The sequence below is a fragment of the Rhizobium sp. BR 317 genome, assembly GCF_047445835.1.
Taxonomy (GTDB): Bacteria; Pseudomonadota; Alphaproteobacteria; order Rhizobiales; family Rhizobiaceae; genus Rhizobium; species Rhizobium paranaense.
On sequence record NZ_JARWLB010000006.1, the window covers coordinates 242,005 to 264,591 of the forward strand.

Annotated in this window: 19 protein-coding genes and 1 tRNA gene; 7 read left to right on the forward strand and 13 right to left on the reverse strand. The window is 59.6% G+C overall.

Annotation, left to right across the window (positions count from 1 at the left end; genetic code table 11):
- Positions 1-3: 3 nt before the first annotated feature.
- The 4 genes from QD357_RS12330 to QD357_RS12345 all read right to left on the reverse strand — a co-directional run bounded on the left by QD357_RS12330 (position 4) and on the right by QD357_RS12345 (position 8,826).
- Entirely contained in the window at positions 4-2,421 is a 2,418-nt protein-coding gene (locus QD357_RS12330; RefSeq protein ID WP_414124385.1) for a circularly permuted type 2 ATP-grasp protein, read from the reverse strand.
- Between the two features lie 13 nt (positions 2,422-2,434).
- Entirely contained in the window at positions 2,435-5,755 is a 3,321-nt protein-coding gene (locus QD357_RS12335) for a DUF2126 domain-containing protein (protein WP_414124386.1), read from the reverse strand.
- Positions 5,756-5,932: 177 nt separating this feature from the next.
- Entirely contained in the window at positions 5,933-7,360 is a 1,428-nt protein-coding gene (locus tag QD357_RS12340) for a mannose-1-phosphate guanylyltransferase/mannose-6-phosphate isomerase (protein WP_107109210.1), read from the reverse strand.
- A gap of 368 nt (positions 7,361-7,728) precedes the next feature.
- Positions 7,729-8,826: a DUF475 domain-containing protein gene (locus QD357_RS12345; protein ID WP_107109209.1), complete on the reverse strand. Its 1,098-nt coding sequence runs from the start codon at positions 8,824-8,826 to the stop codon at positions 7,729-7,731.
- A 426-nt stretch (positions 8,827-9,252) separates the two neighbouring features.
- Here QD357_RS12345 and QD357_RS12350 point away from each other — a divergent pair, with 426 nt between their 5' ends.
- Positions 9,253-9,498: a hypothetical protein gene (locus tag QD357_RS12350; RefSeq protein WP_107109208.1), complete on the forward strand. Its 246-nt coding sequence runs from the start codon at positions 9,253-9,255 to the stop codon at positions 9,496-9,498.
- Between the two features lie 63 nt (positions 9,499-9,561).
- Here QD357_RS12350 and QD357_RS12355 read toward each other — a convergent pair whose 3' ends face one another.
- On the reverse strand, positions 9,562-10,032 hold the full coding sequence (locus QD357_RS12355) for a hypothetical protein (RefSeq protein ID WP_107109207.1): 471 nt from the start codon (positions 10,030-10,032) through the stop codon (positions 9,562-9,564).
- A 92-nt stretch (positions 10,033-10,124) separates the two neighbouring features.
- Complete coding sequence (locus QD357_RS12360) at positions 10,125-10,355, reverse strand: hypothetical protein (protein ID WP_107109206.1); 231 nt, start codon at positions 10,353-10,355, stop codon at positions 10,125-10,127.
- A 216-nt stretch (positions 10,356-10,571) separates the two neighbouring features.
- Here QD357_RS12360 and QD357_RS12365 point away from each other — a divergent pair, with 216 nt between their 5' ends.
- A complete protein-coding gene (locus QD357_RS12365) occupies positions 10,572-10,880 on the forward strand; it encodes a hypothetical protein (protein WP_107109472.1) in 309 nt (102 codons plus the stop codon).
- A 612-nt stretch (positions 10,881-11,492) separates the two neighbouring features.
- Here the strand turns inward: QD357_RS12365 and QD357_RS12370 are convergent.
- Together QD357_RS12370 and cpdR1 are read right to left on the reverse strand one after the other, a co-directional pair.
- Positions 11,493-11,567: transfer RNA gene (locus QD357_RS12370), tRNA-Val, on the reverse strand.
- Between the two features lie 84 nt (positions 11,568-11,651).
- Positions 11,652-12,014, reverse strand: coding sequence for a response regulator CpdR1 (cpdR1, locus tag QD357_RS12375; protein WP_004117561.1), 363 nt, complete (start codon positions 12,012-12,014; stop codon positions 11,652-11,654).
- A gap of 285 nt (positions 12,015-12,299) precedes the next feature.
- Between cpdR1 and QD357_RS12380 the strand changes: the two genes are divergently transcribed.
- Positions 12,300-13,184, forward strand: a complete 885-nt coding sequence (locus QD357_RS12380; protein WP_107109471.1) for an N-formylglutamate amidohydrolase — start codon at positions 12,300-12,302, stop codon at positions 13,182-13,184.
- A gap of 477 nt (positions 13,185-13,661) precedes the next feature.
- A complete protein-coding gene (gene hisN, locus QD357_RS12385) occupies positions 13,662-14,435 on the forward strand; it encodes a histidinol-phosphatase (RefSeq protein ID WP_107109205.1) in 774 nt (257 codons plus the stop codon).
- A gap of 63 nt (positions 14,436-14,498) precedes the next feature.
- Here hisN and QD357_RS12390 read toward each other — a convergent pair whose 3' ends face one another.
- The 3 genes from QD357_RS12390 to QD357_RS12400 all read right to left on the reverse strand — a co-directional run bounded on the left by QD357_RS12390 (position 14,499) and on the right by QD357_RS12400 (position 17,251).
- Positions 14,499-15,473, reverse strand: coding sequence for an alpha/beta fold hydrolase (locus QD357_RS12390; RefSeq protein ID WP_107109204.1), 975 nt, complete (start codon positions 15,471-15,473; stop codon positions 14,499-14,501).
- A 94-nt stretch (positions 15,474-15,567) separates the two neighbouring features.
- A complete protein-coding gene (locus QD357_RS12395) occupies positions 15,568-16,635 on the reverse strand; it encodes a cyclic nucleotide-gated ion channel (protein ID WP_414124387.1) in 1,068 nt (355 codons plus the stop codon).
- A gap of 136 nt (positions 16,636-16,771) precedes the next feature.
- Positions 16,772-17,251, reverse strand: a complete 480-nt coding sequence (locus tag QD357_RS12400) for an Lrp/AsnC family transcriptional regulator (protein ID WP_107109202.1) — start codon at positions 17,249-17,251, stop codon at positions 16,772-16,774.
- A gap of 131 nt (positions 17,252-17,382) precedes the next feature.
- Here QD357_RS12400 and QD357_RS12405 point away from each other — a divergent pair, with 131 nt between their 5' ends.
- Both QD357_RS12405 and QD357_RS12410 read left to right on the forward strand, forming a co-directional pair.
- A complete protein-coding gene (locus QD357_RS12405) occupies positions 17,383-17,799 on the forward strand; it encodes a DUF2000 domain-containing protein (protein ID WP_107109201.1) in 417 nt (138 codons plus the stop codon).
- 350 nt (positions 17,800-18,149) lie between these two features.
- Positions 18,150-18,614, forward strand: coding sequence for an Hsp20 family protein (locus tag QD357_RS12410; RefSeq protein ID WP_107109200.1), 465 nt, complete (start codon positions 18,150-18,152; stop codon positions 18,612-18,614).
- Between the two features lie 107 nt (positions 18,615-18,721).
- Here QD357_RS12410 and QD357_RS12415 read toward each other — a convergent pair whose 3' ends face one another.
- Positions 18,722-19,756, reverse strand: a complete 1,035-nt coding sequence (locus QD357_RS12415; protein WP_107109470.1) for a bile acid:sodium symporter family protein — start codon at positions 19,754-19,756, stop codon at positions 18,722-18,724.
- Positions 19,757-19,860: 104 nt separating this feature from the next.
- On the opposite strand from QD357_RS12415, the gene QD357_RS12420 reads away from it, so the two are divergent.
- The gene (locus QD357_RS12420) at positions 19,861-20,718 is read left to right on the forward strand and encodes a LysR substrate-binding domain-containing protein (protein ID WP_107109469.1); all 858 of its coding nucleotides are present in this window, start codon (positions 19,861-19,863) and stop codon (positions 20,716-20,718) included.
- Positions 20,719-21,132: 414 nt separating this feature from the next.
- On the opposite strand, the gene QD357_RS12425 is transcribed toward QD357_RS12420, so the two are convergent.
- Positions 21,133-22,179 (reverse strand): threonine aldolase family protein, encoded by a 1,047-nt coding sequence (locus QD357_RS12425; protein WP_107109199.1) that lies wholly within the window; start codon positions 22,177-22,179, stop codon positions 21,133-21,135.
- Positions 22,180-22,587 lie beyond the last annotated feature (408 nt).

A 22,587-nucleotide genomic window follows, 5' to 3' on the forward strand; every position in this document is an offset into this window, starting at 1 on the left:
ACATCATCCGAGATAGGTCTGGGCGAGGAGGTCGGAGAGAGATTCTAGCTCCCGTTCCAGCCGCTTGTAGACCTCGTCGTTCATCGTCTCCGGCGTMATGACGGCAAGGCCCGAATGCAGCCGCATGGCTTCGCGGTAGAAGGGCGACATCTGGCCGTTGACGAAGGCGTTCGGCAATTGCTCTACCTCGCGATGGATCTCGTTCATCTGGAAAAGAATCGAGCGCGGGTTGAGCGGATCGAGCGCCAGCAGATCGGTCACTGTCAGGCGGGCGGTATTGACGTTGTAGCGGCGGCGATGGGTCATGACGCTGTCGCCGATTTCGAGCAGCATGTCGAGCGCGCCGTCGGGCGCCTCAGGGCCGGACATATAACCGAGCAGGCGCGTCATATGCAGTCCACGCTCGATATAGCGGCCGAGCGACAGGAAGCGCCAGCCGGTGAAACGGTACATGTTTTCGTGCACGAGACCGGCAAAGCCCGCGAGCTTGCGCAGGAGAATCGTCATCGCGTGGCTGGCGTCGTCGCCGGCTTTGATCTTTTCCTTGAAGCGCCGGGCAGTCTTGGCGAGATCGTTCAGTGCCAGCCAGCCGTCCGGCGAGAAGCGGTCGCGGATGTTGCTGGCGGAATAGACGGCGCTGTCGATATTGCGCAGCAGGCTTTCCGGTACGGGTTCCCTGGTGTCGATATCGACGGCTGCCAGATAGGTGCTGACATTGGCGAGCAGCGGCTGGGTGGGATCGGCCGCTTCGGCAAAGCGCCCATGCCAGGCTCGCAGGATGCGCAAGGCCCCTTCGGCGCGCTCGATATAGCGGCCGAGCCAGAAGAGATTGTCGGCGGCGCGGCTCGGCAGGCTGCCGGGCATGTTGCGCGTGAAGGTCTCTTCGGTCGGTAGCAGCGTGTGGCGCTCGACAGGCTTGTCGGAGACGATCCAGACATCGGCCGCGGAACCGCCGGACTGCATGGCAATGGCGGCCACATCGTCGCCGCTGCCGATGCGGGCAAAGCCGCCCGGCATGATCTGCCAGCCGTTTTCGGTGCGGGCGGCGAAGACACGCAAACTCATCGGCCGCGGCAGCAGCTTGCCGTTTACCCAGGCAGGAGTAGTCGAGAGCGTCACGACCTCCTGGCCGACCAGCTTGTGGCCGTCCGTCGTTAGCCAGTCTGCAATCGACTCCTTGGCAGTGGTGCGCAGCGTCGAGCCCAGCACCGACTGGCCGTTGTCGTCGAAGAAGGGCATGCAGGAATAGGCCGGGCCGATCACCATTTTTTCGATATGGGCGGCGACATGCTCCCGCTCGGCCTTCTGTCCGCACCACCAGGTGGCGATCGACGGCAGCTTCAGGTCCTCGCCACGCAGATGCCGACAGATGGTCGGCAAAAAGGCGAGAAGCGCGCGAGTTTCCAGAATGCCCGAACCGAGCCCGTTGACGATGGTGACGGTCTGCGCCCTCAGCGCCTCTACCATGCCTGGCGTGCCGATATGGGATTGCTGGTTGAGCTCCAGCGGGTCGGCATAGGATGCGTCAAGGCGGCGCCAGAGCACGCTGATGGGCTTCAGGCCTGCGACGGTGCGCACCATCAGTTGATCGTTGACGACGGTGATGTCCTCGCCTTCCAGCAACATGAAGCCGAGGTAGCGGGCAATATAGGCGTGTTCGTAATAGGTCTCGTTGGCCGGCCCCGGCGTCAAGACGGCGATGCGGTCGGATGCGCCGCGCTTCACGCCCTGCAAGGCATCGCGGAAGGCGCCGAAGAAGGATGCGAGACGGTGCACTTTCGTCTCTGCGTAGATATCAGAGAAAGCGCGCGTGGTAGCAACGCGGGTCTCCAGCGCGAAACCGGCGCCCGACGGCGCCTGGGCGCGGTCGGCCAGCACCCACCAATTGCCGTCCGGACCGCGGCCGATCTCGAAGGCGAGGAAGTGGAGATAGTGACCGTTCGCGGGCTTGATACCGGCGAGTGGCCGCAGGAACTCCGGATTGGCGGCAATCAGCGCCGGCGGCAGCAAGCCTTCGTTGATCAGCCTGTTGTCGCCGTAGATATCGGCAATGACCTCTTCGAGCAGGTCGGCGCGCTGGCGCAGGCCGGCCGAGAGCGTCTGCCATTCGCGCTCGTCGATCAGAACGGGAATATGGGAGATTGGCCAGTTGCGTTCGCTGACGCCGGTCGATCCATAGGCGCGGTAGAAAACGCCGGCGTCGCGCAGATAGCGGTCGGCGCGGGCGAAGCGCTCCAGAAGGTCCTTTTCCGGCATGCGGCTGAGCGCGGCGAGCAGATTTTGCCAGACCGGCCGGACCGCCCCGGTATTGTCGACCATTTCGTCGGCGACGCCGGGCAAAGCGGAATAGGCAAAGGCCGGATCGTTGCCGATGCCAGCCCTTACCTCGTCACGCCGTTCCGTCGCTGGTTTCTTCCCCATGCGTATGCCCGTTTCAAACTCCGATCGGCCGCCTCAGATCGAGCGTCAGCGGAAATTCCGCCGACACTGATTCTGTGCGCAGATTATAGCCGCCCGCGGTATGCCCCCAAGGTTCAAATCGCGCAAGACGTCGCGCTTCCGCCTCATTGCCGTTGACAGGGAAGGTGTCATAGTTGCGGCCGCCCGGATGAGCAACATGGTAGATACAGCCGCCGATCGAACGCTTCGACCACGTATCATAAATGTCGAAGGTCAGCGGCGTGTCGATCGGCAGAACCGGATGCAGGCCCGAAGCCGGATGCCAGGCTTTGTAACGGACGCCGGCAACGGAGACGCCCGACATGCCCGTCGGCGTCAGCGGCACGGCGCGGCCGTTGCAGGTGACAGTGTAGCGCGAGGGATTGTTGGTTTCGAACCGTACCTGCAGCCGTTCCACCGATGAATCGACATAGCGGACGGTACCGCCGATCGCGCCTTCTTCGCCCATGACATGCCAGGGCTCCAGCGCCTGGCGCAGTTCCAGCTTGCTGCCCTCGTATTCGACCTCCCCGCAGAAGGGGAAGCGGAATTCGAGCTGCGCCTGGAACCATTCGGGACGAAGGTCGAAGCCGTTTTCCCGCAGATCCGCGAGCACATCGAGGAAATCCTGCCAGATATGATGCGGCAGCATGAAACGGTCGTGCAGCGTCGTGCCCCAACGCACKAACCGGCCGTCGATCGGATTGCGCCAGAAGCGGGCGATGAGGGCGCGCACCAGCAATTGCTGGGCGAGGCTCATGCGCGCGTTCGGCGGCATTTCGAAGCCGCGGAATTCGACGAGGCCGAGGCGTCCCGTCGGTCCATCCGGCGAGAACAGTTTGTCGATGCAGATTTCCGAGCGGTGGGTGTTGCCGGTGACATCTGTCAGGAGATTGCGGAAGAGGCGATCCACCAGCCATGGGAGTGGTTGCAGCCCGCGGCCGGGTGCCGGTACCTGGGCCAGCGCAATTTCCAGCTCGTAGAGGCTATCGTGACGGGCTTCGTCAATGCGCGGCGCCTGGCTGGTTGGCCCGATGAACATACCGGAGAAAAGATAGGATAGCGAGGGATGGCGCTGCCAGTGCAGTACTAGGCTCTTCAACAGATCGGGACGGCGCAGGAAAGGGCTGTCCATGGTGTTGCGGCCGCCGACGACAACGTGGTTGCCGCCGCCGGTGCCGGTGTGGCGGCCGTCGATCATGAACTTGTCGGTGCCGAGCCGGCTGGCCCGCGCCTCCTCATAGATCGCCGTGGTGATATCGACGGTTTCCTTCCAGCTCGATGCCGGATGGATGTTCACCTCAATGACGCCGGGGTCGGGAGCGACGCGGATGACATTGATGCGCTCGTCCTGCGGCGGCGCATAGCCTTCGATATGAACAGGCAGGTTCAGGGCTGCGGCGGCGCGCTCGGCGGAGGCGACGAGGTCGAGGTATTCCTCGACGCTGACCGTCGGCGGCATGAAGATGCAGAGGCGCCCGTCGCGCGGCTCGACGCTGATGGCAGTGCGCACATAGCCGCCTATCTCATCGATGGATTGCGGCATGATCGGCTGCTGGCCAGCGAAGGGCTGGAAGTGAGCGGTCTGCAATGGCCGACCCTTGTCCGCACCGTAATCCGGCAGCGCCTCGCGCGGGATCGTTGGGTCCATCGGGTTAATGTACGGGTATTGCGATGCCGGTATCCAGCCGAGCGAGTTCAGTGGCAGGCGATAGCCGACCGGGCTGTCGCCGGGCATGAGGAAAATGCGGCCGCGGCGCGTGTGCCACTTCTCGCTGACCCAGCGGCGGCCGCTGGCGCGCGCATTCCAGGCCTGGATGGGGAGAATATAGCCCGTCGGCCGCGTCAGTCCGCGCTCGAAGACGCGGGCCATGCGCGAGCGTTCCTCCGGGTCCTTCAGTTTCGAGTTGGACGGATCGACATTGTCAGGCAGGTTCGCTTCCTTGACCAACCATTCGGCCGGATCTTCGAAGGCGGGCGCCACATAGTCCGGTTCGATGTCGAGTTCGCCGGCAATAGCCGTCAGCAGGCGGCCGGCATCATCCTCGTTGACGCTGTAGTTGCGACCTTCATTGGCAATCAGGTCTGGGTTCGACCAGATCGGCAGGCCGTCGCGCCGCCAATAGAGGGAGAAGGTCCAGCGCGGCAGGCTTTCGCCGGGATACCATTTGCCCTGGCCATAATGCAGGAAGCCGTTCGGCGCGAAGCGCTCGCGCAGGCGGCGGATCAGCGTATCGGCCTTTTCGCGCTTAGTCGGGCCGACTGCGGCGGTATTCCATTCGTCGGACTCGAAGTCGTCGATCGAAACGAACGTCGGCTCTCCGCCCATGGTCAGGCGCACGTCGTCTTGCTTGAGGATGGTATCCACCTTTTCCCCAAGCGAGTTCAGCGCATCCCAGCTTTCGTCGGAGAAGGGCTTGGTGATGCGCGGATGCTCGGCGACGCGGGTGACCTTCATGTCGAAATCGAATTCGGTCTCGGCCTCGCCGAAATAGCCGCCGGAGATCGGCGCAGCATTACGGTAATGTGGTGTGGCGGCGAGCGGAATATGGCTCTCGCCGGTCAATAGACCCGATGTAGGATCAAGGCCAACCCAGCCTGCACCGGGAAGATAAACCTCGGCCCAGGCATGCAGGTCGGTAAAGTCGTAGTCCGTGCCCGAGGGGCCGTCCAGCGCCTTCAGGTCCGGTGTGAGCTGGATAAGGTAGCCGGAGACGAAGCGGGCGGCGAGGCCGAGATGGCGGAGAACCTGGACGAGCAGCCAGCTCGTGTCGCGACAGGACCCCTTTGCCTTTTCCAGCGTCTCTTCCGGCGTTTGAACACCGGTTTCCAGGCGAATGACATAGCCGATCTCGTGCTGCAGTCGTGCATTGAGGCCGACGACCATGTCGACGGTGCGCTGCTCCGAGCGGTCGAGGGTTGAAAGGAAAGCCGCAAGTCGTGGCCCTGGCTCCTCCGGCTCCATATAGATCGACAGATCGTCGCGAATGGTCTCGGGATAATCGAAGGGCCACTTGGTGGCCTCCTCTTCGACGAAGAAGTCGAAGGGATTGTAGACGGTCATGTCGGCAACGAGATCGACCTCGATCTTCAACTCGGTCACCGGGTCGGGAAAGACGAAGCGGGCGAGATAGTTGCCGTAGGGATCCTGTTGTAGATTCACGAAATGATTGGATGGCGTCACCTTCAGCGAATGGCTGAGGACGCGTGTCTTGGAATGTGAAGCAGGTTTCAGGCGAATGATTTGAGGGCCGAGGCGGACCGGATTGTCGTATTTATAATGGGTGAGATGATAAATGCTTGCCTTGATCGCCATATTTTCTCTTTGCCTAGCTCGCATCGTTGTGCGGCATTTGCTGTTCCCGCCGGCAGTGTGTGCAATGCAGCGGAAGAATGCAAGGCGTCTCGGCGCTCAATCAGGCCCATTCATAGGGTGCAAAATAAAAGCGGCGGGCTTTCACCCACCGCTTTGAAATCGATACTGTCGAAGATCTCAGCTTCTGCCGAATTCATCGACCAGGCGAATGATGTCGTCTTCGCCGAGATAGGAGCCCGTCTGCACTTCGATCAGCTCCAGCAGGATCTTGCCGGGGTTGGAAAGACGGTGCACTTCGCCGAGGGGGATATAGACCGACTCGTTTTCACGCAGCATCTGTACGTGTTCGCCTACCGTCACCTCTGCCGTGCCCTTGACGACGATCCAATGTTCCGAACGGTGATGGTGCTTCTGCAGCGACAGCTTCTTGCCGGGCAGAACGAAGATGCGCTTCACCTGGAAACGCTCGCCGTTCAGAACCGAGGTGTAGCCGCCCCAAGGGCGATAGGACGTCGGATGGGTCTCGGTGAGCTTGGCCGTCGTCTTCTGGCTGGCGAGCAGCTTGACCAGCTTGCCGACTTCCTGGCTGTCCTTGAGATGGCCGACATAGACGGCGTCTTCGCTGGCGATGACGGCGACATCCTCAAGCCCTTGGACGGCAACATGGAGGCCGTGGGTCATCACAAGCGAATTCTTGGTGTTGACCAGAGTCGTGGCGCCGGCCGAGACGTTGCCGCTTTCATCGCGCTTGCCGACTTTCCAAACTGCATCCCAGCTACCGAGGTCGGACCAGGTAAAGGGGGAGGGAACGACGGCCGCATTGGCGGTCTTTTCCATCAGGGCGTAGTCGATGGAGATGTCGGGGCTCTTGGAGAAGGTGTCACTATCCAGGCGCGTAAAGTCGAGGTCGCGGGTTGCCTTAGAAACGGCCTTGCCGGCCGCCTTTTCGACGTCGGGCGCATATTCCTTCATTTCGTCCAGAAGCTGGGCGGCGGAGAACATGAACATGCCCGAGTTCCAGTAGAAGCTGCCGCTTGCAACCATCTCCTGGGCCTTCTCCAAGACAGGCTTCTCAACGAAGCGCTTGACGGCATGGGCGCCGGTCGAAAGCGCCTTGCCGCTTTCGATATAGCCGTAGCCAGTCGCTGGTTCGGTCGGCGTGATGCCGAAGGTGACAAGCTTGCCCTGTAGGGTGGTATCGCGCGCCACGCGCACGCAATCATAATAGGTCTTGTTGGCGTCGATCTCATAGTCGGAGCCGAGGACGTGCATGATTGCGTCCTTGCCGAAAAGCTCCGTGACGAGCGCAGCGGCGGCGGCAACGGCGGCGGCGGTATTGCGGGCGACCGGCTCGAGCAGCACGGCTGCAAGCTTCAAATCCAGCTCGCGGGCCTGTTCGGCGACGAGAAAGCGGAATTCTTCATTGGTGAGGACGATCGGCGCTTCGTAAAGCTCAGGATCAGCCACGCGCTCCAGCGTGTTCTGAAAGAGCGTCTTGTCGCCGATGAATTGGATGAACTGCTTCGGTGCAGAAGCGCGCGACAGCGGCCACAACCGTGTTCCCTTGCCTCCGGCCATGATCACTGGGACGATTTTGGCTGCCATATCTGCCTCTCTCCTAGATACTCACTCGGGACCGCTCGCGGGCATCTGCAACATATGCGATCGCCACGTTCGTCCCCTAAACAACTGAACTTCGCCATTGCGATATTTTTCAGGAAAACACCAGTGCGAATTGCCGTCGATTGCGAACATTCGCTGATCTTAGTTGGGAAATTCTAATAGACACAGTCATGCTTCGGTTGAGGGACCAAATCCGTGTTGTGGGAATTTTCCACCGAAAGACGTAGCGGCAACGACCTAAAGCGCATGTCGATCTCTGGGATTCGCTCCTTACGCTTTAGATCCTTGGTTTTCGCTGTCGTTGTCGCAGATCGCTGCACAGCTTTGCGCGACCTGCTTTGGATCATTGATCAGGCTTCGGCTCTATCGCGGGGCTCCTCATCGGCCGGGCCATGCTCGGCACCGTTGCGCTTGTTGTAACGGATCGAAGACCAGAGCGAGATACCGATCAAAGCCGCGCCGCCGAGACCGGTGATAACTTCCGGAATATGTATGAGCGTTTGGACATACATGATCCCCGAAAGAATCAGGATGGCGTAGAAGGCGCCGTGTTCCAGGTAGCGATAGTGGGCGAGGGTGCCTTTTTCCACCAGCATGATCGTCATCGAGCGCACATACATGGCGCCGATGCCGAGCCCGATGGCGATGATGAAGAGGTTCTGGGTGAGTGCGAAAGCGCCGATGACACCGTCGAAGGAGAAGCTCGCATCGAGGATTTCCAGATAGAGAAAGGCTCCGAGGCCGCCTCTCGCGGCAGCGCTCATCGATTTTTGCGAGGCATCCAGAAAGCCGCTGAGGACCTCCACCAGAAGGAAGGTGAGCAGACCATAGACGGAGGCATAAAGGAATGTGGTCGCATCGTCGCCATCGAGCAGGGAGGTGAAGATCAGAACGAGGATCAGCACGAAGGCGATCTCGATGCCCTTGACGGTGGCGAAATGCGCCATCGCCTTTTCGATAAAGGCGATCCAGTGCACATCCTTCTCGTGATTGAAGAAATAGGTGAGGCCGACCATCATCAGGAAGGTCCCGCCGAAAGCGGCAATGGGCAGATGTGCGTCATGCATGATCGCGGCATACTGCTCCGGTTCGGCCGCTGCGAGCTTCAGCGCTTCCCAGGGATTGATGTGGGCGGCAATCGCGACGATCGCCAGCGGAAAGACGATGCGCATGCCGAAGACGGCGATGACGATGCCCCAGGTCAAAAAGCGATGCTGCCAGACTGGCGTCATCTCTTTCAGCTTGTTGGCATTGACGATGGCGTTGTCGAACGAAAGCGATATTTCCAGCACGGCCAGCACCAGGCAGATGAAAAAGGCCGTTGCCAAGCCGCCGAAAGTGCCGGTCATGTTCCAGCCGAGCACTCCGCCCAGGATGAGACCTGCGATGGTGACGATGAAGGCCCAGCCGAAATAGCCGAGCATGGATTTGGAGGAAGAGGACGTCATGGGCGCACCTCCTCAAAAGCGGAAAAAATGTATCCGGACGCGAGGCATAGTCGCATGCCAGAGACGGCATGCGTGCGAGGCATGGTCAGGGTATTCATGAAAAGAAATCCGCCGGCTCATCTGCAGGCGGTACCGACATCGCGAGAGCGCCGTTAAAACTCTCGCCAGAGGGGCCCGGCACCAAAGTTCAATCCGCAGCCGATGTCAGAAGGCGCGGAGATGCCACCATTAGTTAGTGAAATTGTGGCGCCCGTCAAGAGCCGCGACGGTTCGATGCTGCCCTCATCACCAGGATAGAAATTTCCGGAACCAAACGGGAAAGAGGCGCGTTTGGCCTTCAGGCGGGCAGGGCGATGTCCGTTGCAAGGCAGATCCCAGAGCGGGTTTGATTGTCGGATAGAGAGCAGCGGACAAGGAGGACCTCTCATGAGCCCCCATCCCATCCATCATAGACCGAAAGAACAGAAGCCGGACATGGCTCGGCAGAAGCGGGCACGCCCGAATGTCGTGCGTCAGGTGCAGGTATTGCCGCCGCACAATGTCGACCTGACGCTGCAGCCTGCGACCCATGAAGATGTTCATGTGCCGGCCCATGTCAGCGGCGCGGACCTGTCGCGAGAGGCACCAGGCGATGCCAATCACGGCGGGAAAAATAAAGGCCGCTCAAAATAAAAGTTGGAAGCCGAAGGTTTTCCGAGGTTCCGGGTCAGAGGCCCGGAGCGGGCGAAGCTTTGCCTATTTGCCGCGTGGCGGTTTGCCATTCGACAGGAAGCTGGCGGTAAAGCTTAGCTCCGTCGATTTCGCCGAGCATTCGATCGCGACAGGTTTGCCGGCATAAGGATTGGCGAAGGTGCAGGTGCCCTTGGCGCCGACCTGGCCGGTCATCTTGTTGCCTGCACCGGTGGATATGACCTCGATCGGCAATTGCGCGGTGCCCTTTTTCTCGCCGGGCTTGATTCCACGGCCATCGCCCTGGAAGCCAAGCATCTTGCCGCCCGATGAAAAGATGAAGGTTACCGAGCCGTCCGGTCCCGTCACGCTGGCGATCTCACCCTTGCAGCCTTTCGAGGCATCGAGCTTGCCGACGACGAGCTTGGAACATGTTCCGCTAACCACTACCGCGCCGGGCGCCGGAAAATTCTGTGCGGCGGCAGCCGTCGTAGCGGTCATCACTGTCAATCCAATAGCAAGGCCTGCGAATCGCATGAATGGAGTCCTTTTAAAGCCTCCACAGGTTTGCCGATGGAAATGTGGCAGTCAATCCCCGACTGCTGACGCGCCGGTGTGGGCGGCGCCCGTCACTCCGGTACGAGGGTGCCGATCAGTTGCAGCAGAGCGTTCTGCCGATTGCCGCCGCCGGCCAGGAATTCGTAGAGCGTCATCTTCTTTTCGCTGCCGCCATCGACGAGATAATCGGATTGGCGAATGACGAAGACCTCGCCGCTGTCGGTGTCTCGGGCGAGGTGAAACATATATTCGTCGCCGTTGGGCTTATGGTTTTTGTAGAACTGCTTCTTCACGACGGCCATTCTCGTCCTCCCGTACGATCAATGCTTTAGCATGACAGTAGTGTGACAGAGCGATCGGAAGTCAAGCGACTTGTGGCGAAGTTTTGCTCATCTCGCCCGCCGGCGATGCATTCGAGCGCTGAACATCAGCATGTGATTGGATATCGAAGAAAAGACCATTATTCTCAACCCGTGCGATCGAGAATTCGATACGCCATGAGCGAGAGGTCAAAACAAATGAGAATGATGTTAGCGTTAGGGGCCATCTTAAGCTTCGCTTGCGTCTCCGCAGGCGAAGCGCCCTCGAACTACCAGTCATACCAAGGTATCCGCGCCGATAGCGATCCGGTGCTTCTAGCGAGATACGATAGGGCTCTGCAGTATTGCGAACCGGAAGCCTATTCCTGGTCTCGGGGATCACCCGATCCGAACAGCAGCATGTACATCCTGGCATTGAGAGCATGTTTGTATCGGCACAGCTTCGTAGACCGCGGCGTCCACGCTTATCCGACGACGGCGGTATTCCAGCACTTCCTGGATCGCTGAACGCCCACATGCATCTTTGCATAGGAAGCGCCTTTTCCCAGCCGGGAAGGGCGCTTTTCTCGTTTGGAATGTCTTCAACCGTCTCATAGTCAAGCTGAGTGGGTTCGGCGAGCAAGTTGAGGTGAATTTAAGCCTTTGAGATGTTCCGTCATAAACGGCAGAGTCGCAGATCACCGCCGATCTTCAAAACGGTGAATGACACGAGAAATTCCCGAAAAGAGCGATAAGGAAGTAGGGATCATCGCCAAACAGGCCGTATTGTCCAAGCCGAAGGGCGTATATCATTCAAGACACTATCATGTTCTAATTCAAACAGGTCGGACGTCCTCCGACGATTGAAACCGAGCACTTCATGGTAACTGTCCCCTATCCCTAACCGGATAGGGGCTTTTTCGTTCGCTCGACAAACAGGCGCCTGTGATCTCATGCACAAGGCGCTGAACAAAAGGCTAGATTTCTTAGTCATTTTCTTAATTCCCAGACGGAACGCTGGAAGCCGCACGGGTCACGAAAACTTGGTTTGTAGGTCGGATAGGGGGAAGGTTTTCTGAGCCTAGGGGAATTATGAGAAAAGGCCTCTCGATTTCTCGAAAGGCCTTTTTCAAAACTGGATGGTGGGCGTGACAAGGATCGAACTTGTGACCCCTACGATGTCAACGTAGTGCTCTCCCGCTGAGCTACACGCCCATCCGATGGCGGCGCATAGATCACAAAACCTTGGTGGCCGTCAATAGGCTTTTTTTCGGTTTTGTGACGTTGCCGCCAGAAGCCTTAGGCGGCAAGGAGTTTGTTCACTTCGTCGACCAGCTCGCGCAGGTGGAAAGGCTTGGAAAGCACCTTGGCATCCTTCGGTGCCTTCGAATCAGGGTTCAGCGCCACGGCGGCGAAGCCGGTGATGAACATCACCTTCAGGTCGGGATCGAGCTCGGTGGCGCGGCGCGCCAATTCGATGCCGTCCATCTCAGGCATGACGATGTCGGTCAGCAGCAGCGAAAAGGGCTCCTCGCGCAGCCGGTCATAGGCGCTTGCTCCATTGTCAAAGGACAAGACCTTGTAGCCGGCCTTTTCCAGCGCCTTCACAAGGAAGCGACGCATGTCGTTGTCATCTTCGGCAAGGAGTATCTTCTGGGTCATCATCTGTTCGCTAATCAACTTTTGTCGTGTTGGACTTGTCCAGCGTCCAACTTAGTCGTTGGCCGTAAACAAGCGGTGAATGATCGGTMAGGACAAAGCCGTTCTGTTCGTCCGTTGCAGCACAAACGCACCCGAGGCCGCTTCGCATGTCTCGGGATCGTGCTTTCGGACATTTCGGTCGCGGCCCTTTGTATAAGGCCATTTTGCTTAAGTTAGTATGGACTTGCGGGCGAGCAACTGGCAACATGGATGCTGCGACAAGTTGTTGACATGGTAAAGACGTTGATGTCCGCAGAAATGCGTAATTTCGAGATTTTCGAGGTATCGGAGCCCGTCTCTCAGACAATTCCCTTTGTCTACAGCTCGCCTCACAGCGGTCGCATCTATCCACCGGATTTCATCGCTCAGTCCCGCCTGCAGGGCATCGCCATTCGTCGCTCGGAAGATCATTACGTCGATGAACTGTTTTCAGCGGCAAGCGTTCTCGGTGCACCGCTGCTGCTCGCCAATTTTCCGCGCGCCTATATCGACGTTAACCGTGAGCCCTATGAGCTCGATCCGCGCATGTTCGACGGCGTGCTGCCGCCCTATGCCAATATCAATTCGCTGCGAGTCGCCGGCGGCTTAGGCACCATTCCGCGCATCGTCGCCGAAAACATGGAAATCTATGCCCGCCGCGTGCCGGTCGAGGATGCGCTCAATCGTATCGAAACGATCTACAAGCCCTATCATGCGACCCTGCGCCGGCTGATTGCCCGCACCCATGTCAAATTCGGCTTCGGCGTCCTCGTCGACTGCCATTCCATGCCGGGCAATATCCGAATCGCCGGCAGCAACATGCGACCCGATTTCATCCTTGGCGACCGCTACGGGACCAGCGCTTCGGCGGACCTGTCGCGCGCCGCCATGCAGATCCTCGACGAACTCGGCTTCAACGCCGTGCGCAATAAACCCTATGCGGGCGGCTTCATCACCGAGCACTACGGCCGCCCCTCCCGCGGGCTTCATGCCCTGCAGATTGAGGTCAACCGCTCGCTCTATGTTGATGAAACGACGCTGGAGAAGCGGTCGGATTTCGGTGCTGTCGCCGCCGCCATCACCCTGTTCATGAAGCGTATGGCCGAGCATGTGGAATCCTATGCCGGCGATCCCGCTTTGGCGGCGGAATAGGGCAAAGCCCCTTCGCCCCCGTCCTGAGCTTGCCGAAGGGGCGGGGAGAAGGTGGGGCGGGGACATTGAGCAAGGCGAAATGTCGACGCCTCGGATGAGGGGCTATCTCGGACCTTTCAGGCGAATAAGCCCTGTGGAAACGTTTGGCTATGGTTATGGTCAGGCATGTTTTCTGCTGCCGCGCCCTGGTGCCTAGCCCCTCACCCTAACCCTGACAAAAAAAGAACCGCGCTTGTGGCGCGGCTAAGTCTAGGGAGGAAACACCCAAGGAGGGTATTTACAGTCAGAAGACTGTAGGGAGATGTTGCTATTGCATTGCACAAATGTCAAGCAGATTATTGCGGTGCAAAATATTTAGGCAATTATCGGATTTCTGCCTCATCTCCGGGCAATCCGCCTCTCGCATCGGCATTTGGTTTGCTTCGCCGAGTTTATGCGCTATGACTTCGCCCGCCCCGTCATTTATCCGGATTCACCATGCTTCCTGATCGCGCCTTTTTCTATCGTCTGGCCGAGGCGGCCAAGGCTGAGACCCTGCCGCGCTTTCGCGCCGGCGTTGATGTGGTCAACAAGGAGGCGCAGGGCTTCGACCCTGTTACGGAAGGCGATCGCGCCGCAGAGGAGGCGATTCGCGCCTTGATCGAGACGGAATTTCCCGACCATGGCATCCTGGGCGAAGAGCACGGCAATGTCGGCCTCGACCGAGAGCATGTCTGGGTGATCGATCCGATCGATGGCACCCGCGCCTTCATTTCCGGCGTTCCCGTCTGGGGGACGCTCATCGGCCTGCAGAAAAACGGCCGCGCTATCATGGGCATGATCGATCAGCCGTTTACCGGCGAGCGCTATTTCGCCGATGGCAACGGCTCGACCTATTCAGGCCCGGACGGCGAAAAGCGGCTGCAGGTTCGCGACTGCGGCAGCCTGTCGAATGCTGTTCTCTTCACCACCTCGCCGCATATCTTCGTCGACGAGGAGCTGGTGAAGTACCGCGAGATCGAGAGCCAGGTGCGGTTGTTCCGCTATGGCACGGATTGCTATGCCTATGCGCTGCTCGCGGCCGGTCACGTCGATCTCGTCATCGAAAGTTCGCTGAAGCCGTACGATGTCGGCGGCATCATCCCGGTCATCGAACAGGCGGGCGGTATCATCACCACCTGGGACGGCGGTCGGCCGGAAATGGGCGGCACGATCATCGCTGCCGGCAGCCGCGCGGTCTATGATCAGGCAAGGGCGATCCTGTCGCGATAGCCACCCGATCGAGCGTCCGAAAAGCGTCAGATATTCTCGTTGCGCGTGATTCGAGATCGCGCGCTAAATCCCGACACCCGCCATATCCGTATTCGCCTCGGCGTCGCTGCCGGGGATAAAGGCGTTGATGGCGGCGAGTGCGGCGTTGCGGTAGACGTCGCGCTCCTGCAGGATTTCATGTTTCGCGCCGTGGACGGGCACGAACTGCGCTGCGCGGAAATAGCGAGACAATCGTTCCTGGTCGGCATAGGGCACGACGCCGTCGCGGGTCGGCGCGATCAGCACCGTCGGGATGGCGATGGAAAAGAGATGCTCGGGCGTATTGACGCGATCGATGGTGCGGAATGCTTCCAGTAGCCAGCGGGCCGTCGGCGGCCCGAGGGTGAGCTGGGGATAGGCCGTTGCGATGGCGAGATTGCGCCGATAACGGCGTTCGTCCGTGGTTAGCGGGTTTTCCGGGAAGGGCTTTTCCCTGATTCTTTTGCTGAATTGCATCCGGCCGAGACCAAGCGCGCAGACCGTGCCGGAGATAAAGCGGACGAGGCCGGGCGAGACACCTTGGCCGGTGAGACCGACAAAGGGCGCCGACAGCACCATGCGCTCGATCCGGCTCGCAAGCCGCGGCGCCGCTGATAGCGCGATCAGCGCGCCGGTCGAGTGCGCCAGCACGAAGAACGGCAGGCGCGTATCCGGTAGCACGATCTTGTCGAGGAAGGCGGTCAGGTCGCGCTCATAATCGGAAAAGCGACGGACATGTCCGCGCAGCGGATCCTTCAGCAGCCGTTCGGAGCCGCCCTGGCCGCGTAGATCGAAAGTCGCGACCCACAATCCCTTGGCGGTCAGGTCGCGGATCGTCTCGAAATATTTCTCGATGAACTCATTGCGGCCCTGCAGCAGTACCACGGTGCCTTTGGCGACTGGCTGTTCGCAGCGGAAGACGACATAGCGCAGCCTGCGCCCGTCAAATGTCTCAAAGAACCCTTCGGTGCGGTTTTCCGGCACCGGATTGTCTGGTGTGGAATAGAGGATCGAATCCATGACGATGTCGCGCCTCGTTGAAGGGAATGCCTTTCTCAAGGGGATAGCGTAGGTGCAGGGAATTGCAACTGGTTTGTTGGCAGTGCCGCTTGTGTCAAGCCTTCGGCGTCGTGCCGCGTCGTTCGAGTGCGGTTTTGCGGATGATGTCGGCGATCTCCGGGCTGCTGCTGGACAGCATCTGGAAATCCGCCGAATAAAGCGAGAGGAGTKAGACTTCAGTAGCAGCGCTGACGGTCGCGGAGCGTGGTTCGCCGCTGATCAGCGCCATCTCGCCGAAGAAGCTGCCGGAGCCTAGCTCTACCGGGTGTGGTGTCGCAACGGTGACGCGGCCTTCAACGATGAAGTACATCTGGTCGCCGGTGTCGCCCTTGCGGCAGATGACGGCGCCGGCCGGTACGATGCGCGGCCGCAGCGCCCGCACGATCTCGATGAGCGCGGCAGAACCAAGCTTCTGGAACAGCGGTACGGCAGCAACCAACTGCCAATTGCGCACGAAGTCCTGGCGGCGGACTTCCTCGTAGAAGCCGGTGGCTAGGATGCCGGCCCAGAGGGCAAAGATGCCGATACCGCTCATCATGACCAGCCCGGCGAGAACGCGGCCGGCGAAGCTTTGCGGGATCTCGTCGCCGTAGCCTGTAGTCGACAGCGTGACCACCGCCCACCACATCGCCAGAGGAATGCTGCCGAACTTGTCAGGCTGGACGTCGCGCTCGATGATATAGGCGGCAAGCGCAGCACCGAACAGAACGATGCCGAAGATCGAGGTGACGCCGAGGAGATTGCGCGCTTCTTTACTCAGGACCCTGCCCAGCAGCCGAAAGAAGGTCGAACCGCGCAGCGGCTTCAGCAGCCAGATCGCACAATAGAGGCTTTGGTCGCGCCCGCCGACGAACAGGAACGCAGCCAAGGGGACCAGAACGGCGAGCAGATCGACGGCAATTTCCGGTACTCTGTCGCGAACGGCCCTTGTCCGGTGCACGATCAGCGTCTCGATCAGCTGCAGGACGTAGACAGCCCAGATGCCGGCAAGCAGGATTTCCAGAATGAGCCTGGTCTGTCCGCTCACGCCCGGCGTCGTGAGTGCAGCTACGGTCACGAGGCCGACGGCGACGAGCAGCGCGTTAACGGGCTCAGAAATCTTCGAGAAAGGGAGCGTCGACATTCAATACCCCGGGGTGGGCAGGCACCCTTCTAGAATAGGATAGCCTCGCTCTAAACGTAAAGGGCTTGCGGGACATGCGCCGCAACCAAGCCTTGACCGGTAATCTTGCGTCACCCAGCGTCCATGTCTTGGACCGTTATCGCTGCCCGACATCCAGCGGAAAACCCTTGAAAGGCTTGATTTCCTTCAGCACGAAGGTTGTCTGCATCTCCTTGATGCGTGGCAGGTGGCGCACCACCGCCATGGCGAAATCCGCATAGCTGTCGAGGTCTTCGGCAACGACCTGCAGTAGGAAATCCGCGTCTCCAGCGATGCTGTAGCACGCCACGACTTCGCTCAGCTTCAATACGTCGCATGAGAATTCCTCGGCCTCGGCCTCGCTGTGGCTGTCGATCTTCACCCTGATGAAGGCGAGGACGCCAAGCCCGATCTGGCGCCTGTCCAGGGTGGCCGTATAGCCTTGAATCACGCCTGTTTCCTCCAGTTGGCGCACGCGCCGCCAACATGGCGATGTCGAGAGCCCGACTTCGGAGGAAAGCGCCTGATTCGTCAGCCTCCCGTCCTTCTGGAGCGCTCCGAGGATTCGCAAATCGATGGGCTCAAGTGTGTAAGGCATATTCGACCTTGTATTCGGAGAAATCTGGTAGAGTTTACCATAATATCGGCATAAGCAGCAATGAAAGGCAAGATTACCCCGGATATCGGAGATATTCTCTGAGCGCACAGTCTCAACAGCCGTAGGTCTCCATGCTTTTCGATATTCGTCTTGCCATTGTCGTCAATCCCGCACTCCCGCTCGGGCTGGTCGCCAACACCGTCGGTGCGATCTCGATCGGATTGGGTGCGAAGTTTCCCGCGCTTGCGGCGCGGCAATTGACTGACCGAGAGGCACGCATCATCGACATCAGCTCGAACATGCCGGTTCCGGTGCTGCAGGCGGATGCGGAGACAATCACATCCTTATTGCTGAAGGCCTTGTCGCAGCAGGACGACCGCGCGGTCGTTCCTTTTTCCGCTTTCGCCCGCTCATTGCACAACTACAGGGAGTATGAGGCGACGTTCCCCGATCGCGATCTTGCCGGCGAGGCGATCGACGGCCTGGGGTTGGCGGGACCTTCGAAATGGGTGAAATCGCTCACCGGTTCGCTGAAATTGCTGCGCTAGCGGCCAGAAAAAAAGACCGGCTTGCGGAGATAGAGAGATCCGCGTCGCCGGCCTAGCAAGGACTGAAGAAGAAGGGACGATACACTTCAGTCATCGGACAGTGAATGCATCCGATGACCTCATTGGTAGTCCCACCAGCCTGAACGGGTCCCGAACCGGCCGTTCATCTGCGGTTCACGCGGATTTTCTTGAAAATCGAGAGATGTTGGCAAGGGTCTTGAACTGCTGAAAAGCGATCACCATCTCCATTCTGCGGGTGCCAAACGGGCTCGCGTAACCGTCCCTAGGCCGCCCAGAGCGGGGTCGCGGGGGCAAAACCAAATCGCAATCGTCGCTCACAGGAGGACAACATGCGTCACGTAGACTTCTCTCCCCTTTACCGTTCCACCGTCGGTTTCGACCGTCTTTTCACTATGCTCGACAGCCTTGCGCAGCCGGATCAGGCTCAGACCTATCCGCCCTACAACATCGAGCGCACCGGTGAGAACACCTATCGCATCACCATGGCCGTCGCCGGTTTCGATGAAAAGGAACTGAGCATCGAGGCTCATGCCCACGTTCTCCAGGTCAAGGGTGAAAAGAGCGAAGAGCCGGCCGAGGCTAGCGAATATCTCTATCGCGGTATCGCCAAGCGCGCCTTCGAGCGTCGCTTCCAGCTTGCCGATCATGTCGAGGTCCAGGCGGCTTCGCTGAAGAATGGTCTGCTGCACATCGATCTGTTGCGCAACATTCCCGAGGCCATGAAGCCCCGTCGTATCTCCATCGCTGCCGAGCCGGTTGAGGCCCCGAAGGCAATCGAAGCCCGTATCAACTAACGGGCTTCAACACATAGCCTGAAGACCGATCCTCCCAAGGTCATAAAAGCAAGGCGGCGCTCCGTTGGGGCGCCGCCTTTTGTGTTGGGTAATGACTGGAATGGCCGTTATGCTGCGTTCGGGGCTCCGTTCGCCTTCGGCGACCCCGCTGTCTCGGCTTCGGCCTTGGCTGCTTCCCGCCGCTTCGCGGCATCCGCATATTTCTGGGCGATGACGGCGCAGGCCATGAGCTGGATCTGATGGAACAGCATCAGCGGCAGGACGATGGCGCCGATGCCCTGGCCGGCGAAGATGACGTTGGCCATCGGCACGCCACTTGCTAACGACTTTTTCGAGCCGCAGAAGGTGATGGTGATCTCGTCGGCGTGGGAGAAGCCGAGGGCGCGGCTGCCGAACATGGTGATGCAGAGCACCAGTACCAGAAGCACAATATTGGCGACGATGACGGTGGCAATATCGACCAGCGAGAAGGTGTGCCACAATCCCTCGACAACGGCCTCGCTGAAGGCGGAATAGACGACCATCAGGATCGAGCCGCGGTCGACCGGCATCAGGATCTTCTTCTTCGAACGTATCCAATTGCCGATCCACGGCTGCAGGATCTGGCCGGCGATGAAGGGCGCAAGCAGTTGCAGCATGATCTGCTCCAGCACGTCCCAAGAAAATCCACCGCCATGGCCGCCGACCGAGAAGAGTATGCCGACGAGCAGGGGCGTCAGGAACATGCCGAAGATGTTGGAAGCCGATGCCGCGCAGATCGCGGCCGGCACGTTACCGCCGGCAATCGAGGTGAAGGCGATCGAGGACTGCACCGTCGAGGGCAGCACGCTGAGAAACAGAATGCCGGTGTAAAGGGCCTGCGGCAGGATGGTCGGCACCAGCACGCCCATGGCAAGCGCCAGCAGCGGGAAAATGCCGAAGGTGGTCAGCAGGATGACCAAATGCAGGCGCCAATGCAGCAGGCCGGCGATGACGACATCACGCGACAGGCGCGCGCCATGCAGGAAGAACAGCAGGCCGATGGCAAAATTGGTGGCGGTGCCAAAGTAGTGGGCGCTCGTTCCCTGCACAGGGAAGAAGGATGCCGTCAGCACAGTGAGCACCAGCAGGATGGTGAAGGTGTCTGGAAGAAAACGGCGCATCGTGCCAACCCCAATTGCGATTCCGTAAGACTTGTCCTTGCACATAGACCTATCGTGATCCACGATGCAAGGAATAACAGTTATCGCGAATCAGGATGGGTGCCATGCTTGATCTCACACAGTTGCGCAGCTTCGTCGCCGTTGAGCAGATGGGCAGCTTCACGCTCGCGGCCGAGCGGCTCGGCCTCGGCCAGTCCACGGTTAGCCAGCATATTCAGCGGCTGGAGACCACGCTCGGACGCAAGCTTCTGGCGCGCGACACGCATCGGGTGGTGCTAACCGGCGACGGCGAGGCGCTACTTGGTCATGCCCGGCAAATGCTGTCGATCGAGGGGGAGGTGCAGCAGCTCTTCGCCGGCAACAGCCTGCGCGGCAATCTGCGGCTCGGCGTCTCGGAGGATTTCGTCACCAGCCAGTTGCCGGATGTGCTGGAGGAATTCGTTCGCTCGCATCCCTCGGTCGATCTCGAATTGACGGTCGCCCTCAGTGGCACGCTCTATGAGATGCAGGATAACGGCGACCTCGACCTCGTTCTTGCCAAGCGCCGTCTAGGCGATGCCAGGGGAAGGCTCGTCTATCGCGAACCGCTGATCTGGCTGGCGCGTGATCCGGAGCGCATTCGGAAGCTTGCGGCGCCATTGCCGTTGATCGCCTTTCCCGCCCCAAGCGTTACCCGAGCCGTGGCACTGGAAGCCTTGCGCCGTCAGCAGGTGCCCTGGCGCATCGTCTGCACCTGCGGCAGCCTCAGCGGCTTGACGGCGGCGGCACGGGCCGGCATGGGCGTCCTCGTTCAGCCCCGCAGCATGGCGCCGACGGGTCTGTCGGAAATTGCCCCTGGCTGGCTGCCGGCATTGGAGGATGTCGAATTTGTGTTGGTGCCGCGCAAGGGCGCGGATCAGTTGCTGGTCAGCGCCTTGTCGGAGGACATTCTGATGAAGGTGCGGGGGCTGAGATCCGCCTGATCTATCGGATTCGCTATTTCTAAAATCTAGAAATTTGTTTCCTATCAAATAGATAGAAGTAAAAGGCCTACTGGAATTCCTTCGCCGGCTGTTGTTTCGCTTTCCGCGTGTCCCGCCGTTTTGATTCACTCATTCAGGTTCGGGTCAGCTTTTGTTGGTACGATTTTCTAGGATAAACGAGCTGAGTCGAGGAAAATCAGCCCGATGAAATATGGTGCGATATTTATTTGCGGGCTGGTCGCCTGCGTCATGGCAATGACGGTCATAACCCGCCACATGCCGGGCCAATCGGGCCAAGACGTTTCAAATTCCGCACTATTCGTGCATTCAAATCAGAATTGACCTCCAAATGAGGTGTTGAGCGCCGCGTGCGCCCCGGTGGGACAGCTACGGCGCTCCTTTTTTACCCGAAAATCAGGTGAGGCAAGCTAGGAAGCCGGTGACATCGTCTTCGGTCGTGGCGAAGCTTGTGACGAGGCGGATCAGGGTCTCGTTCCCGTTCACCAGTTCGGGCTGCGATTCCGGGATCGGCCATTCGTAGAATTTTGCGCCCTTGTCCTCGGCGGTCTTAGCAGCCGATTTCGAGATGATCGCAAAGACTTCGTTCGAAGCCGTAGGCCAGGCGAGGCGTGCGGTGGCGGCTTGTTCGATGCCGGCGCGCAAACGATCGGCCATGCGGTTGGAATGGCGGGCAAGGTCGAGCCAGAGGCCATCTTCGAAATAGCCGTCGAATTGCGCGGCGATGAAACGCGATTTGGAGAAGAGCTGGGCAGCGCGTTTGCGGATGAAATGCATCTCCTTCGCCTGCTCCGGATTGAAAAAGACGATTGCCTCGGCGCACCAGCAGCCGTTCTTGGTGCCACCGAAGGAAAGAATGTCGACCCCACGCTTCCAGGTCATCTCCGCCGGGCTGACCTCAAGCGCGACCAGCGCATTGGCGAAACGAGCACCGTCCATGTGCAGCGGCAGACTGTTTGCCTTGCAGACGGACGCGATGGCATCGATTTCAGCGAGCGAATAGACCGTGCCGACCTCCGTTGCCTGGGTGATCGTCACCGCCGCTGCGCGGCCGTGATGGAGGTCATCCTGCGGAAAGCGGGCGACCTTGGTGGCGAGCGCCTTCACGTCAATTTTACCGGCCGCACCCTCGACCGTCGCCAGCCGCGCACCGCTGAAGAAATCCGGCGCCCCGCATTCGTCCTCGGCCACATGCGCTTCTGGATGGCAGAAGCTGATGCCGCCCGGCTTCTGGACGCTGGCGAGCGACAGAGAATTGGCGGCCGTGCCTGTCGCGACGAAGAAGACGGCGACCTTACGCTCGAAAATCTCGGCGAATTTGGCTTCAATTTTCTGATCGAGATCGCTGGTACCGTAGGCTGCGGCAAAACCGCCGGATTCGGCGAGAAGACGCTGGGCGATCTTAGGATGGGCGCCGGCCCAATTATCGGAAGCAAAGAACATGGATATGCACCAACTGAATTAACGGGATTGCGGGAGGGTTACCGGAGGTCTGCCGGACATTAATCCAATGTCGCAGGGGATCAAGAGCGTGATGCTGAAGGACGCATCACAGAAATTGATCTGCGCAATCAACAAACAAAATGATGCGGTGCAGCGAAACTTTCTTGCTCGAATTTTGAAGCATTGGCAATCTTCCGTCGCAACTTAGCGATAATTTGCCGTTTTGCTCTTGCGGAGCCCGTCGCTTTCTGGCATAGAGCTGATGAATTAGGACAGGGTTGCTGTCCTATTTTGGCCGCCAAGGCCGAAGATGCGCTAGAGGGTCCTGACGATATCGGGATTTCGAGCTATAGTTATCGCGAGCATGTCCCGTGGAGCCGTCAGGCGACCAAGTGGAGCGGCGGTGGA

Coding starts and splice junctions, on each gene's coding strand:
- QD357_RS12400 (WP_107109202.1), bottom strand. CDS start 17,251: ATGCCTTACACACTTGAGCCCATCGATTTGCGAATCCTCGGAGCGCTC.
- QD357_RS12415 (WP_107109470.1), bottom strand. CDS start 19,756: ATGCGCCGTTTTCTTCCAGACACCTTCACCATCCTGCTGGTGCTCACT.
- hisN (WP_107109205.1), top strand. CDS start 13,662: ATGCTTCCTGATCGCGCCTTTTTCTATCGTCTGGCCGAGGCGGCCAAG.
- QD357_RS12355 (WP_107109207.1), bottom strand. CDS start 10,032: ATGCGATTCGCAGGCCTTGCTATTGGATTGACAGTGATGACCGCTACG.
- QD357_RS12365 (WP_107109472.1), top strand. CDS start 10,572: ATGAGAATGATGTTAGCGTTAGGGGCCATCTTAAGCTTCGCTTGCGTC.
- QD357_RS12350 (WP_107109208.1), top strand. CDS start 9,253: ATGAGCCCCCATCCCATCCATCATAGACCGAAAGAACAGAAGCCGGAC.
- QD357_RS12405 (WP_107109201.1), top strand. CDS start 17,383: ATGCTTTTCGATATTCGTCTTGCCATTGTCGTCAATCCCGCACTCCCG.
- QD357_RS12345 (WP_107109209.1), bottom strand. CDS start 8,826: ATGACGTCCTCTTCCTCCAAATCCATGCTCGGCTATTTCGGCTGGGCC.
- QD357_RS12390 (WP_107109204.1), bottom strand. CDS start 15,473: ATGGATTCGATCCTCTATTCCACACCAGACAATCCGGTGCCGGAAAAC.
- QD357_RS12410 (WP_107109200.1), top strand. CDS start 18,150: ATGCGTCACGTAGACTTCTCTCCCCTTTACCGTTCCACCGTCGGTTTC.
- QD357_RS12380 (WP_107109471.1), top strand. CDS start 12,300: ATGTCCGCAGAAATGCGTAATTTCGAGATTTTCGAGGTATCGGAGCCC.
- QD357_RS12340 (WP_107109210.1), bottom strand. CDS start 7,360: ATGGCAGCCAAAATCGTCCCAGTGATCATGGCCGGAGGCAAGGGAACA.
- QD357_RS12420 (WP_107109469.1), top strand. CDS start 19,861: ATGCTTGATCTCACACAGTTGCGCAGCTTCGTCGCCGTTGAGCAGATG.
- cpdR1 (WP_004117561.1), bottom strand. CDS start 12,014: ATGACCCAGAAGATACTCCTTGCCGAAGATGACAACGACATGCGTCGC.
- QD357_RS12425 (WP_107109199.1), bottom strand. CDS start 22,179: ATGTTCTTTGCTTCCGATAATTGGGCCGGCGCCCATCCTAAGATCGCC.
- QD357_RS12360 (WP_107109206.1), bottom strand. CDS start 10,355: ATGGCCGTCGTGAAGAAGCAGTTCTACAAAAACCATAAGCCCAACGGC.